This window comes from Phreatobacter sp. (genome assembly GCF_016793595.1).
GTDB lineage: Bacteria > Pseudomonadota > Alphaproteobacteria > Rhizobiales > Phreatobacteraceae > Phreatobacter.
Genome location: NZ_JAEULY010000013.1, coordinates 14,460 through 27,896, shown reverse-complemented (window position 1 = coordinate 27,896; position 13,437 = coordinate 14,460). Strand labels below are relative to the sequence as shown.

At 68.1% G+C, this 13,437-nt stretch carries 11 protein-coding genes; 5 read left to right on the top strand and 6 right to left on the bottom strand.

The features are described from left to right. Window positions 1-4 precede the first annotated feature (4 nt). Genes JNK84_RS13880 through JNK84_RS13870 form a run of 3 tightly spaced genes read left to right on the top strand, consistent with a single transcriptional unit; the run spans window position 5 to window position 4,259 of the window. A complete protein-coding gene (locus JNK84_RS13880; protein ID WP_293424987.1) occupies window positions 5-2,206 on the top strand; it encodes a bifunctional SDR family oxidoreductase/aminotransferase class I/II-fold pyridoxal phosphate-dependent enzyme in 2,202 nt (733 codons plus the stop codon). Window positions 2,207-2,221: 15 nt separating this feature from the next. After that, a complete protein-coding gene (locus tag JNK84_RS13875) occupies window positions 2,222-3,481 on the top strand; it encodes a glycosyltransferase family 2 protein (RefSeq protein ID WP_293424986.1) in 1,260 nt (419 codons plus the stop codon). Window position 3,482: 1 nt separating this feature from the next. Continuing rightward, on the top strand, window positions 3,483-4,259 hold the full coding sequence (locus tag JNK84_RS13870) for a hypothetical protein (protein WP_293424985.1): 777 nt from the start codon (window positions 3,483-3,485) through the stop codon (window positions 4,257-4,259). A 51-nt stretch (window positions 4,260-4,310) separates the two neighbouring features. Here the strand turns inward: JNK84_RS13870 and JNK84_RS13865 are convergent, their stop codons facing one another. The 6 genes from JNK84_RS13865 to JNK84_RS13840 all read right to left on the bottom strand — a co-directional run bounded on the left by JNK84_RS13865 (window position 4,311) and on the right by JNK84_RS13840 (window position 11,586). Further along, complete coding sequence (locus JNK84_RS13865; RefSeq protein ID WP_367272349.1) at window positions 4,311-6,659, bottom strand: OmpA family protein; 2,349 nt, start codon at window positions 6,657-6,659, stop codon at window positions 4,311-4,313. A 198-nt stretch (window positions 6,660-6,857) separates the two neighbouring features. Further along, window positions 6,858-7,856 (bottom strand): branched-chain amino acid ABC transporter permease, encoded by a 999-nt coding sequence (locus tag JNK84_RS13860; protein WP_293424984.1) that lies wholly within the window; start codon window positions 7,854-7,856, stop codon window positions 6,858-6,860. Continuing rightward, window positions 7,856-8,743 (bottom strand): branched-chain amino acid ABC transporter permease, encoded by an 888-nt coding sequence (locus JNK84_RS13855; RefSeq protein ID WP_293424983.1) that lies wholly within the window; start codon window positions 8,741-8,743, stop codon window positions 7,856-7,858. Before JNK84_RS13855 ends, JNK84_RS13860 begins: the two co-directional genes overlap by 1 nt. 62 nt (window positions 8,744-8,805) lie before the next feature. Then, the gene (locus JNK84_RS13850; RefSeq protein WP_441343246.1) at window positions 8,806-10,032 is read right to left on the bottom strand and encodes an ABC transporter substrate-binding protein; all 1,227 of its coding nucleotides are present in this window, start codon (window positions 10,030-10,032) and stop codon (window positions 8,806-8,808) included. A gap of 53 nt (window positions 10,033-10,085) precedes the next feature. Further along, the gene (locus JNK84_RS13845) at window positions 10,086-10,829 is read right to left on the bottom strand and encodes an ABC transporter ATP-binding protein (RefSeq protein ID WP_293424982.1); all 744 of its coding nucleotides are present in this window, start codon (window positions 10,827-10,829) and stop codon (window positions 10,086-10,088) included. Continuing rightward, window positions 10,822-11,586, bottom strand: a complete 765-nt coding sequence (locus JNK84_RS13840) for an ABC transporter ATP-binding protein (protein ID WP_293424981.1) — start codon at window positions 11,584-11,586, stop codon at window positions 10,822-10,824. The genes JNK84_RS13845 and JNK84_RS13840 overlap by 8 nt, the downstream gene beginning before the upstream one ends. A 287-nt stretch (window positions 11,587-11,873) precedes the next feature. Between JNK84_RS13840 and JNK84_RS13835 the strand changes: the two genes are divergently transcribed. Then, window positions 11,874-12,302: a DUF1236 domain-containing protein gene (locus JNK84_RS13835; RefSeq protein WP_293424980.1), complete on the top strand. Its 429-nt coding sequence runs from the start codon at window positions 11,874-11,876 to the stop codon at window positions 12,300-12,302. Window positions 12,303-12,450: 148 nt separating this feature from the next. Beyond that, a complete protein-coding gene (locus JNK84_RS13830; RefSeq protein WP_293424979.1) occupies window positions 12,451-13,404 on the top strand; it encodes an SMP-30/gluconolactonase/LRE family protein in 954 nt (317 codons plus the stop codon). The last annotated feature ends 33 nt before the right edge of the window (window positions 13,405-13,437 follow it).

The window sequence follows — 13,437 nt, the reverse complement described above, 5'->3', positions numbered from 1 at the left end:
CAGCATGAAGGTTCTCGTCACCGGTCACGCCGGGTATGTCGGGTCGGTCGCGACGCAGGTTCTCGCCGAGGCCGGCCACACGGTCATCGGCCTCGACACCGGCTATTTCCTGCCTTGCAACACCGAGGGCATGACGCCGGCCGACCCGGCGCAGGTCATCCTCAAGGACGTGCGCGAAGTCACTGCCGCTGACCTTGCCGGCATCGACGCGATCCTGCACCTCGCCGCGCTTTCCAACGACCCGATGGGCGACCTCGCCCCGGAGTTGACCGCCGCCATCAACCGCGACGCGACCATCGCGCTGGCGAAGGCCGCCAAGGCCGCTGGCGTCTCGCGCTTCGTCTTCGCCTCGTCCTGCTCGATCTACGGTGCCGGCAATCCCGACCTGCTGCTGGACGAGACCGCGCTGGTCAATCCGCTGACGCCCTATGCGGCGAGCAAAGTGGAGTCCGAGGCCGGTCTTCTGGCGCTCGCCGATGAGAGCTTCGTGCCGACCTTCATGCGCAACGCCACCTGCTATGGCCTGTCGCCGCGCGTGCGCGTGGACCTCGTGCTGAACAACCTTGTCTGCTCGGCGCTGTCCACCGGCGAGGTGCGCCTCCTGTCTTCGGGTCTCGCCTGGCGACCGCTGCTCCACTGCCGCGACCTCTCGCGCGCCGCCACGGCGATCCTCGCCGCCGACGCCGACAAAGTGCGGGGGGAGGCCTTCAATATCGGCCGAAGCGACGAGAACCATCTGGTCCGTGACATCGCCACCATCGTGGCGGAAGCCGTGCCGGGCTCGAAGGTGACCTATGGCGCGGGTGACACGATCGACCCCCGCTCCTATCGTGTCGATTTCACGAAATTCGCGGAAGCCTTCCCGGACTTCCGTTTCCTGCACACGGCCGCCTCGGGCGCCAAGGAACTGGTCGCCGCCCTTGCCGGCCGCACCACGCCGGAGGATCTGACCGGCCCTCGCTATATCCGCCTCGCACGGCTGAAGGCGCTGATCGACGGCGGCAGGCTCGATGCCGATCTCGGCTGGAAGGGCGCGCGCGACGCGACGTCCTTCGGCGGCAAACAGGCCCGCATTCCCGTCGCTGGTCCGTCCATCTCGCCGCGCGAGGTGGAACTCGTGGCGGAGGCGGCGCGCACCGCCTGGTTCGAGAACCATGCCAAGTACAATACCCGGTTCGAGGCCATGGTCGCCGAGCATACCGGGCGCAAGCACGCCATCTCGCTCGCCCATTGCACCTCGGCCATCCATCTCGCCCTCGCAGCGCTAAATATCGGCCCCGGCGACGAGATCATCGTGCCGGAATGCACCTGGGTCGCCACCGCCTCGCCGATCGTCCAGGTCGGCGCAACGCCGGTCTTCTGCGATATCGATCCGGTGACCTGGTGCATGTCGCCGGCAAGCCTTGCCGCCGCCATCACGCCGCAGACCAAGGCGGCCATCGTCGTCGATCTCTATGGCGGCATGCCCGACTGGGCGCGGCTCGATGCCGTCGCCCGCGACCACGGCATCGTGCTGATCGAGGATGCGGCAGAGGCCATCGGCTCGCGCTGGCGCGGCAAGCCCGCCGGCTCCTTCGGCAAGGCCTCGGTCTTCTCCTTCCACGGCTCCAAGACGGTGACGACCGGCGAAGGCGGCATGCTGGTAACCGACGACGACGCCATTGCCGAGCGGGTTAACATCCTGCGCGACCAGGGCCGCCATCCGACCTCCCGTGCGCTGATCACCGAGGAGATCGGCTTCAAGTACCGGATGTCGGCGATGCAGGCGGCCATGGGCATCGCCCAGATGGAGCGTCTGGATGAGTTGATCGCCATGAAGCGCGACATCTTCGGCTTCTACAGGGAAGAACTTGGCGACACGCCGGGCCTGACGCTGAACGCCGAGCCGGCGCATGTGCTGAACAGCTACTGGATGGTCACCGCCGTTCTCGACCCGTCCCTGCGCCTGCTGAAGCAGCAGGTAGCGGCCGAACTCGGCGCCGACGGCATCGACACGCGGCCGTTCTTCTATCCCCTGAGCTGGCAGCCGGCCTTCCGCAGCCAGCCTTCGGCGCGTGATGCGGCGATCCGCAACCCCAACGCCTATGCGATCTCGCAGACCGGCATCAACCTGCCGAGCGGCTACAACGTCACCCGCGACGTCGCGGCGCGCGTCTCCCGCTCGCTGACCTCGATCCTGGCGCGGCACGCCCGCCGCGCCGCCTGACCGAACGGACAAGCCATGGCACCGAGCGCGGCCCTCTCGACGGCGCGGCACATTTCACCCGCCGCCGAGCCGGCGCGCCCGCTGCTGACGATCGCGCTGCCGACCTACAATCGCGCGCGCTATCTCGACCGGTTCTTCAAGCACCACCTCGACGCCTTCTCGGCGCGCGGCATCGATTTCGAGATTCTCGTCTCGGACAATTGCTCGACCGACGAGACGCCGGACATCATCGCACGCTGGGCCAAGGCCGATGCCCGCATCCGCTCCGTGCGGCAGACCGAGAACATCGGCGCCTACGGCAACTTCCTCTACACCTATCGCCAGTCGCGCGGCTCTTTCGCCATCTGGGTCGGCGACGACGACCTGCTGATCCCTGAGAGGATCGAGGCCTATCTGAGGCGTCTCGCCGCCTCGCCCGATATCGTGATGCTGCAGGCACCGTGGCTGCTGATCGACGAGACGCGCGGCGATGCCGAGATGGGCACCTTCTACCGCATGGAGCGCGACGAACTGTTCGCGCGCGGCGAACATGCCCGCTGCCTCGACTTCCTGATGACGCACCACGCCTTCCCGGAATGGTTCATCATCCGGACCGACGCGATGGCCGACATCCTCGAACCCGGCAACACCTTCGTCTTTCACTATTTCGCCCATCTCGCACGGGCGCTGAACGTCGGCAAAGTGCTGTTCGCGCCCGAACCCTTCGCGCGGGTAACGGCCATTTCCAAGGGGGCCAACAATCACACGGGCAACAGCGAAACGATGGACGGCTGGGATCGCTTCCGTGGCGGCCTCGAATACCTCGCCTCCTTCATCGCGCCTGACGATCCGGCAGCCATGCCGATGAGCGAACTGCTGCCTCGGCTGCAGGATTTCACGCTGAAGCGGATGGCGGTGGCGGCGAACCTTCACATCAGCGCCGGCAACTGGACCACGGCCTACCATCTCGACAGGCGCATGCGCGCCTACGGTCGCGACGGCATGCATCCCGACATGCGGCCGGTCGTGTCGGGCATGGCAGCCATCGAAGCTGTCATCGTCGAGGCGCAGACGCAGGCTCGCGGCCTCGTGGTCCTCGACGACGTCATTGCCGACGACACGCTCGAAAGCCTCGCCCCCAAACTCCGCGCGGCGGTCATCCGGCGGCGCGACCCGCGCGCGGCCAGCACAACGCCGAAGGCCTTCGCGCTGCTCCAGCCGCCCCCGCCCGGCCTGCTCGGGCCTGACGACATCGTCGTGGATCTCGCCGCCGCCTTCCGCCGTTGCCCGCCCTGACATGACCGCGGACATCGCGGCCGCTCCCGGCGTCTACATGCGCCTGCGTGAAACGCCGTGGGACGCAAAGGCGCTGGGACGGCCGACGCTCGACATCACCGAACTGGCTCTGGCGATCGAGACCGGCGGCGACGCAGCGCTGGACGCGGACCTGTTCGCGCATCTCGACGCGCTTTGTGCCGAAAGGGCCACAGGTCTCGTCACCACCCGCCTTGATGCAGAGCGGCGCGGCGCCGTCGGCCGCATGCAAGCTGCCGGCTTCCGCTATGTCGAGACCGCCTACCGCCTGAGCTACCGCAATGTCGCGCGCTACGAGCCGCCGCCGCGGGTAGCGCGGATAAAGCTGCGCGAGGCCATGCCTCGCGACCACGATGCGCTGGTCGAACAGGCAGCGGACAGTTTCCGCTACGGGCGCTTCGCCGAGGATCCGGCCATCCCCGAGGAGGTCAACCGCCGACGACAGATCGACTGGATGGAGGGCCTCTTGAACGGCGGCGCCCGCGTGCTCGTGGCAGATGCCGGCGGCGCGCCGGGCGCCTTCATGGCCTTTCGGGTGAATCAAGGCGTCGCCGACCTGATCCTTGCCGGCACGCGTCCGCAACTCGGCGTTCTCGCCCATCCGCTCTGGATCGCAGTGATGAAGGTGCTGAAGGAGGAGGGCGTCGCCCGCGCCGAGACCGTGATCTCCGCCGCCAATATCGGCGTGGTCAATCTCTACGGCACGCTCGGCTTCCGCTTCGAGCAGGCACTGGTCGGCCTGCATCTGCATCGTCCCTGAAACGAAACGGGCGCCCGAAGGCGCCCGTCGCTTGCCGGGATGCCCGTGTCGCTACTGCGGCGCCTGCGTGTTCTGCTGGTTGAGCAGTTCGGTGACGCGGCGCAGGGTGACGCGGCGATTTTCCCGCGACGCGCCCTGCGTCTGCACCTTCGGATACTGCTCGCCATAGCCCTGCGTCGTCAGGTTCTCCGGCGGGATATTGAAGTTCTGCGTCAGGATCGCCGCGACCGACTGGGCACGCCGGTCGGACAGCGACAGGTTGTCGACATCGTTGCCGACCGCGTCGGTGTGGCCTTCGATGAGGAACACCTCGTTGGCATTCGCCTGGATCGCCCGGCCGAGCGCCGCCGCAATGGTCGCCAGACGCTGGGCCTGATCGGGCGTGACTTCCCAGGAACCCGTCGCGAAGTTGATCGTGTCGACGTCGACGCTGCGGGTATAGGCGCGCACCGAGGGGCTGTAGCGCACCTCGTCCAGCGTGTAGCGGCGCGGCGGACGCTGCACCGGCGGAGCCGTCAGGGTCTCGTAGATGAGGCCCTCGTCGGCCTGGTCGGCATCGACCACGTAGCGTTCGCGCGGGATGCGGATCTCCGGCGGCGGCAGGACGACGATCTGTTCCTCGAAGGTGCGCGGCATCGGCCGGAACGAGTTGTCGATGATCACCACCTCGCGGCCGTCAGGGTAGCGACGGATGCGGCGCAGCAGCTGGCCGCTCCCGTCGGTCACCGTGATGACGCGCACGCCGCCCGGCCGGTCGTAGAACGTGTACATCTCGTTGCCGCGCTGCTCGGAGCGCAGGTCGCCGCCGAGCTGGCGGAAGCGGGCGTTCTCGTCGTGGCGGATGAACGTGCCCTCGCCGTCGCGGATGATGGTGCGCTCCGGCTCGTAGATCACCCTCACGCCGTCCTGATCGACCTCACGGCGAGAACCGCGAATGTCGTCGACTCTCTCGGCGCGCGCGCCGCGGCTGAGCAGGAAGCCGCCCACAAGACCGGCGCCCACGCCGAGCGCCGCAGCGCCCGCCGGGCCGATGCGCGAACCCTGGCGCCGCTCGGGCGGGCCGCTCGGCGGCTGACCGCCGGAGAAACCACCCTGCCCCGGCCCGCCAAAGCCGGGCTGGCCCGGGCCGCCGGGACGCTGACCGAAGCCGGGCTGCTGGCCGAACCCTGGCTGCTGGCCGGGCACGCCCTGAGGTCCGGCAACCGGCGGCGGGCCGCCCGCGCCCGGCGGAACAGTCATGGGCGGCTGGCCGGGGCGCTGACCGAAGCCGGGTTGGCCCGGAACGCCCTGCGGGTTGGCGACGGGCGGCTGCACCGGCTGGCCCGGAATGCCCGGGCGCTGGCCGACCGGCGGCTGACCCGGAACGCCCTGCGGATTGGCGACGGGCGGCTGCACCAGCTGGCCGGGAATGCCCGGGCGCTGGCCGACCGGCGGCTGACCCGGAACGCCCTGCGGATTGGCGACGAGCGGCTGCACCGGCTGACCCGGAATGCCCGGGCGCTGGCCGACCGGCGGCTGACCCGGAACGCCCTGCGGATTGGCGACGGGCGGCTGCACCGGCTGACCCGGAATGCCCGGGCGCTGGCCGACCGGCGGCTGGCCCGGAACGCCCTGCGGATTGGCGACGGGCGGCTGAACCGGCTGGCCGGGAATGCCCGGGCGCTGGCCGACCGGCGGCTGGCCGCCACCAAAGGGCGGGCGACCGTCCTGAGGCCGGATCGCTCCGGGCGTGCCGGGGCGCTGCTGCGTCGCGGTGCCGGGCGTGTCCTGCCGCTGCGGGGCCTGCCCGGTGGCCGGCGGAACACCGCGCGGCGGGGTTATCGGCGGGGGCGACGCCTGTGGGCGGATCGGCTGATTGATCTGACCCGGCGCCTGCGGCGGTCGGCCGGCGCCGCGCTGGTCGATGCCGGACGGCGGCGTCTGGGGCCTTCCGATCGCAGGCGGGGCAACCTGCCGCGGCGCGGCGGGCGGCGCGGTCTGGGCCGGACGGCCGGGAACCGGACTGTCCGGCCCGCGCGGCTGCACGGTACGCGGCGCGGTCGGCTGGACCGGCGGGCGGGTCTGCTGGATCGGTGGCGGAGCGGCTGGCGGGCGCGCCTGCTGCGGGGGCGGAGCGGCCGGCGGGCGGGTCTGCTGGATCGGTGGCGGAGCGGCTGGCGGCCGCGCCTGCTGGGGAGGAGCGGCCGGCGGCCTTGCCTGCTGCGGCGGCGCACCCTGCGGACGGCCCTGCTGGTTGCCGGGCCGGTTGCGCGGGTCGCGCGGATCCGGCTGGGCCTGAGCCAGGATGATCCTGCCATCGCGATCGCTCGCAAGGACTGGCTGCACAAGAGCCGGCCAAGCCGCGGTCAATGCGGAAAGCATCGTCCCCGCCAGCAGCGCGCTCCGCATCGGTTTCATCATATTCACTCCCGGTTGGCCGCTGTCCGGCGACCTGACTATGGCCACGTCAAGGACAAGCCGCGGCGCTATCGATGATCGCACCCTGCAAAGGCGGCGCAATCGCGACGACAGGAGGGCACGTCAAGGCAATTGCCTTAACGTTGTTCATCTTTGGGAGTTCCAGGCAAGCCGCGTGAGCGCGGCCGCCGGCAACGGAGACTATAGCGGCCGCTTGATCCACTTGGCGATGACGCCGACGATGCCCTCGCGGAAGATGAGGACGCAGACGACGAAGATGACGCCCTGAACGACCGTAACCCAGGCGCCGAGCCCGGCCAGGAAGTTCTGCATCGAGATGATCACGGCCGCACCGATGATCGGGCCGAACACCGTGCCCATGCCGCCGACAAGGGTCATCAGCACCACCTCGCCCGACATCGACCAGTGGACGTCGGTGAGCGATGCGAGCTGCACCGCGACGGCCTTCATCGAGCCCGCGAGGCCGGCGAGCGTCGCCGAGAGGACGAAGACTGCGAGCTTGTACTGGTTGACCCGGTAGCCGAGCGAGATGGCGCGGGCCTCGTTGTCGCGGATCGCCTTCAGCACCTGCCCGAAAGGCGAGTGAATGACCCGATAGATCAGCGCCACGCCGGCCAGAAACACGGCTGCGACGAGATAGTAGGTCGCCGTGTCGGAGCCGAGCGGAATGAGGCCGAACAGATTGTTGCGCGGCACCGCCTGGATGCCATCCTCGCCGCCGGTGAAGCGCGGCGTCTGCAGCGAGAAGAAGAACACCATCTGAGCCAGCGCCAGGGTGATCATCGCGAAGTAGATGCCCTGCCGGCGGATGGCGAGCGAGCCGAAAGCGAAGCCGAGCACGGCGCCCGAGGCGGTGCCCAGCAGGATCGACAGTTCCGGCGTCAGACCCCAGTGCTTGGCGGTATAGGCCGAGACGTAGCTGGCGAGCCCGAAATAGGCGGCATGGCCGAAGGACAAGAGGCCGCCATAACCGAGCATCAGGTTGAAGGCGCAGGCGAACAGCGCGAAGCACAGCACCTTCATCAGGAAGAACGGATAGCCGATCACCGGGATGAACGGCAGCACCAGCAGGGTTGCCGCGAGGCCGACGAAGATCATCCGGTGCAGGGCGGCATTGTCGGCGGCGGCCTTCGGCGAGGCGGCAATCGACGGCGAGCCGGTGGCGGCGATATCGGCCATCAGGCGGTCCTCCCGAACAGGCCGGCCGGCTTCACGAGCAGCACAATGGCCATGATGATGAAGATCACGGTGGCGGACGCCTCCGGATAGAAGACCTTGGTCAGGCCCTCGATCAGCCCGAGGCCGAAGCCGGTGACGATGGCGCCCATGATCGAGCCCATGCCCCCGATGACCACCACGGCGAAGACGACGATGATGAGGTCGGCGCCCATGTTCGGATTGACCGAATAGATCGGCGCCGCGAGCACGCCGGCGAAGGCGGCGAGGCCGACGCCGAACCCGTAGGTCAGCGTGATCAGGAGCGGCACGTTGATGCCGAACGCCTGGGTCAGGGTCGGGTTCTCGGTGGCGGCGCGCAGATAGGCGCCGAGCTTCGTCTTCTCGATGATGAACCAGGTCGCGAGGCAGACGACCAGCGAGGCCACCACCACCCAGCCGCGATAGTTCGGCAGGAACATGAAGCCGAGATTCTGGCCGCCGCGCAGTTCGGCCGGAATCTGGTAGGGCAGGCCCGACGAGCCGAAATAGTTGCGGAACAGGCCCTGGATGATCAGCGCGAGACCGAAGGTCAGCAACAGCCCGTAGAGGTGGTCGAGATGATAAAGGCGCTTGAGGAAGACCCGCTCGATGATCACGCCGGTGACGCCGGCGACCACGGGCGCGAGGACCAGCGCCGGCCAGTAGCCGATACCCGCCCAGTTCAGCAGCATCCAGGCGATGAAGGCGCCCATCATGTACTGCGCGCCATGGGTGAAGTTGATGATGTTCAGGAGGCCGAAGATGACGGCAAGGCCAAGGCTCAGGATCGCGTAGAACGATCCGTTGATGAGGCCGAGCAGCAACTGGCCGAACAGGGCTTGCGGCGGAATGCCGAGGAGTTCGAACATGGGTCTGGCTGTTCCTGAACGAAGCGGGGGCGCCGCAGGCGGCGCCCCCTGTCGTCAATGCATCAGGCGCGAACGATCGGGCAGTTGCCGGCGGCAAGCGGCCGGAAGGCCTCTTCGGCCGGCAGCGTCGCGATCAGCTTGTAATAGTCCCACGGGCCCTTCGATTCCGAGGGCTTCTTGACCTCGAACAGGTAGACCGGGTGCATCTTGCGGCCGTCGGCGCGGATCGTGCCCTTGCCGAACAGCGGATCGTCCGTCTGGTTGCCCTTCATCCAGGCCATGTTGGCCGTGGCGTCACGGGACTTGGTGGCGGCGGCGGCCTTGAGATAGTGCAGCGTCGCGCCATAGACGCCGGCCTGCACCATGGTCGGCTTGTTGCCGCCGCGCTGGCGCGCGAAGCGCTCCGAGAAGGCGCGGGTGCCGTCGTTGAGATCCCAGTAGAAGGACTCGGTGAGGATCAGGCCCTGCGCCGTCTGCAGGCCGAGCGCGTGCACGTCGGTGACGAACACCAGCAGGCCGGCGAGCTTCTGGCCACCCTGGGTGATGCCGAACTCGGCCGCCTGCTTGATCGAGTTGATCGTGTCGCCGCCGGCATTGGCGAGACCGATAACCTTGGCGCGGGACGACTGGGCCTGCAGCAGGAAGGACGAGAAGTCCGTGCCCGGGAACGGTGTGCGCACCGCGCCGACGACGCGGCCGCCCGCCCTGGTGACCACGGCGGAGGTATCGCGCTCCAGCGCATGGCCGAAGGCGTAATCGGCGGTCAGGAAGAACCAGCTGTCGCCGCCGGCCTTCACCATGGCGCCGCCGGTGCCCTGCGCGAGGGCGTAGGTGTCGTAGGTCCAGTGGACCGTATTGGGCGAGCACTGCGCGCCGGTGAGGTCGGAGCTCGCCGCGCCCGAATTGAGGTGGATCTTGTTCTTCTCGCGGGTGATCTGGTTCACCGCCAGCGCCACGGAGGAGGTCGGCACGTCGGCGATCGCGTCGACGCCGTCATTGTCGTACCACTGGCGGGCGATGTTGGCGCCGACGTCAGGCTTGTTCTGGTGGTCGGCCGAGACGATCTGGACATTGAGGCCCTTGGCGGCGGCACCAAAATCCTCCACGGCCATGCGCGCGGCCAGGGCCGAGCCCTCGCCGGTCAGGTCGGCATAGAGGCCGGAACGGTCGTTGAGCACGCCGATCTTGATGTTCACGGGCTGCTGGGCCTGCGCCATCGAGCGGGCGGTGAATGCGGTGGCTGCGGCGCCCGCCATGAGCGAGCGGCGGTTCATACGGAAGTAAGACATTGCTGGGTCCTCCAATGGGTCCGTCTGGTCAGCTTTTTTTGTTGTTGCAGAGCTCAGACGCCGAGATGGGCGTGGAGCTTGTCGATGTTCTGGTCGAGTTCGGCGTTGGGGATCATGTCCACCACACGGCCCTGCTCGACCAGGTAATGGCGATCGGCGACCGATTGCGCGAAGCGGAAGTTCTGCTCGACCAGAATGATCGTGAAGCCCTCGCGCTTCAACCGCGCGATGGTCCGGCCGATCTGCTCGATGATCACAGGTGCGAGACCTTCCGTCGGCTCGTCGAGCAGCAGGAAATTCGCGCCGGTCCGCAGGATCCGGGCGATCGCCAGCATCTGCTGCTCGCCGCCCGAGAGCTTGGTGCCCTGGCTGGTCAGCCGCTCCTTGATATTGGGGAACAGCTCGTAGATCTGGTCGACGCTGAGCCCGCCCTCGCGCACGCGGGGGGGAAGCATCAGATTCTCCTCCACCGACAGCGAGGAGAAGATGCCGCGCTCCTCCGGCACGTAGCCGATGCCGAGCCGCGCGATGGCGCGCGAGGACAGCGAGATCGTCTCCTGTCCCTGATAGGTCACCTGGCCCCGGCGCTTGCCGATAATGCCCATGATCGACTTGAGCGTCGTCGTCTTGCCTGCGCCGTTGCGGCCGAGCAGCGTGATCACCTCGCCTTCGGCGACATCGAGGCTGATGCCGTGGAGCACATGGGACTCGCCGTACCACGCATGAAGATCGCGCACCGACAGCATGGCCTTGCCCACGGCGGCGGCCGGGGCCTTGTCGAGAACCGCCTCAGCCATGACCCGCTCCGATATAGGCTTCGATGACGCGCGGGTCCTTCGACACCGTCGCGTAGTCGCCCTCGGCCAGCACCTTGCCGCGGGCGAGGACGGTGATCTGGTCGGAGAGCGAAGCGACCACCGACAGATTGTGCTCGACCATCAGGATCGTGCGGTTGGCCGAAACACGCTTGATCAGCTCAGCGATGCGGTCGACATCCTCATGGCCCATGCCGGCCATCGGCTCGTCGAGCAGCATCATCTCGGGATCGAGCGCCAGCGTCGTCGCGATCTCGAGCGCGCGCTTGCGGCCATAGGACAGTTCCACGGCGTCGTGCTGGGCGAAGTCGGCAAGGCCGACCGCTTCCACGAGGCGCATGGCCTCGCCGTCGAGCGCCTTCAGCACGCTCTCGGAAACCCAGAAATCGAAGCTGTCGCCGCGCTTGCGCTGCAGGGCGATGCGGACGTTCTCAAGGACCGTCAGGTGAGGAAACACCGCCGATATCTGGAACGAGCGCACGAGGCCGAGGCGCGCGACCTCGGCCGGCTTCTGTGACGTGATGTCCCGCCCCTTGTAGGTGATCTTGCCCCGGCTCGGATCGAGAAACTTGGTCAGCAGGTTGAAACAGGTCGTCTTGCCCGCGCCGTTCGGTCCGATCAGCGCGTGGATGGTCCCGCGGCGCACCGCGAGATCGACCTCGCTCACCGCTGTAAACCCCTTGAAATCCTTGGTCAGTCCTTCCGTCCGAAGGATGATGTCGTCCGACGTTCCCACCATGCGACTTTTCGTTTTGTCCGCGTTGGGCCGCATTGCTGCACGCGCGTCGCGTCAACGTCAACCTAAAAACATGACGCGGCGTTCATGTTTTTCGACAGAGAGTCCAGATGTCATCCCCCTTCCGACGGAGGGCCGTTCCGGAGATCGCCGTTCTCCCGTCGCGCGCCGCCGCCCGGCCAGCTCCGCGCCGGTTGTCGCAAGCCGTCATCATGCGTGATCGGACGCGATGAACAATGGCCCGCCGCGCGGGTTGTCAGGGCATTGCCACTTCACAAGGAGACCTTGTCATGAAGCGTCAGTTCCTGTTGGCAACCGCCCTTGCGGGCACGCTCGCCTTCGCCTCGACCGTCAATGCGCAGACCCGTGAGCCGGGCATTCCGCCGGGTGTCGGCGCGGGTGCCGCGACCGGCGCCGTCGGCGGCGCCATCGTCGGCGGTCCCGTTGGTGCAGCGGTCGGCGGCGTTGCCGGCGCGGTGGTCGGCGGCATCGCCGAGACCAGCCGCCCGCGCTTCCGCGAATATGTCGTGACCCACCAGCATCGCTCCTACGACTATGACGGCGAGGTCGTGGTCGGCCGCCAGCTCCCGCGCCAAGGCGTGACCTATTACCGGGTGCCGAGCGAGTACGGCCCAACCGAGTATCGCTACACCATCATCAACAACCGCACGGTTCTGGTCGACCCCGAGACCGGTCGCATCGTGCAGGTCGTCGACTGACGGGTTCATCGACTGATCGGTGAGCCCTGGCGAGAGGGCGTCCTTCGGGGCGCCCTTTTCGTTTGCGCGGAGCAGGCCGGAGCGCGGCGGCACTTGCCGGTGGCATCAGCGCACGGAACAGTGGCCACGGGAGAAACGAACCTCGAGGATGCCGCCCGTGTGGGAACCAAGCCCGACCTATCCCGATCCGTCCATCGAGATTCTCGACGAGCGGTTTCTGAAGTACCGCCTGTTCAACGCCGCCGTCGAACGGCTCGCCACGGGCCTGCGCTGGGGCGAGGGGCCGGTCTGGTTCGGCGATGGGCGCTACCTCCTCGTCAGCGATATCCCTAACAACCGCGTCCTGCGCTGGGACGAGGAGACGGGCGCAGTGTCGGTGTTCCGCTCGCCGAGCGACAAGGCCAACGGCAATACCCGCGACCGGCAGGGGCGGCTCGTCACCTGCGAGCATGGCGGCCGGCGGGTAGTTCGCACCGAGTATGACGGCTCGATCACCGTCATCGCCGACAGCTACCAAGGCAAGCGCCTCAACTCGCCGAACGACGTCGTCGTGAAATCCGACGGCTCGATCTGGTTCACCGACCCGATCTTCGGCCTGACGAGCTTCTACGAGGGCACGGTCACCGAACCGGAACTGCCGCAGAACGTCTATCGGGTCGATCCGGCCACGGGCAAGATCACGGCGGTCGCGACCGACATCAAGGGCCCGAACGGGCTCTGCTTCTCGCCCGACGAGAGGACGTTCTACCTGGTCGAATCCCGCGCCACGCCCAACCGCCTCATCTCCGCCTGGCATGTGACGCCGGACGGGCGCGGCATCGCCGACCGCCGGGTCCTGATCGATGCCGGCCCCGGCGGCACGCCGGACGGCCTGCGCGTCGACATCGACGGCAATCTGTGGTGCGGCTGGGGCATGGGCTCACCGGAACTCGACGGCGTGATGATCTTCGCGGCTGACGGAAAGCCCATCGGCCGCATCCGCCTCCCCGAACGCTGCGCCAATGTCTGTTTCGGCGGCCGGCACCGCAACCGCCTGTTCATGGCGACGGGGCGCAGCCTCTATGCGCTCTATGTCAACACGCAGGGCGCCCCGGGCGGCTGACTCGAGGGGGAAGGACCGGCGGCCATCGGGCCG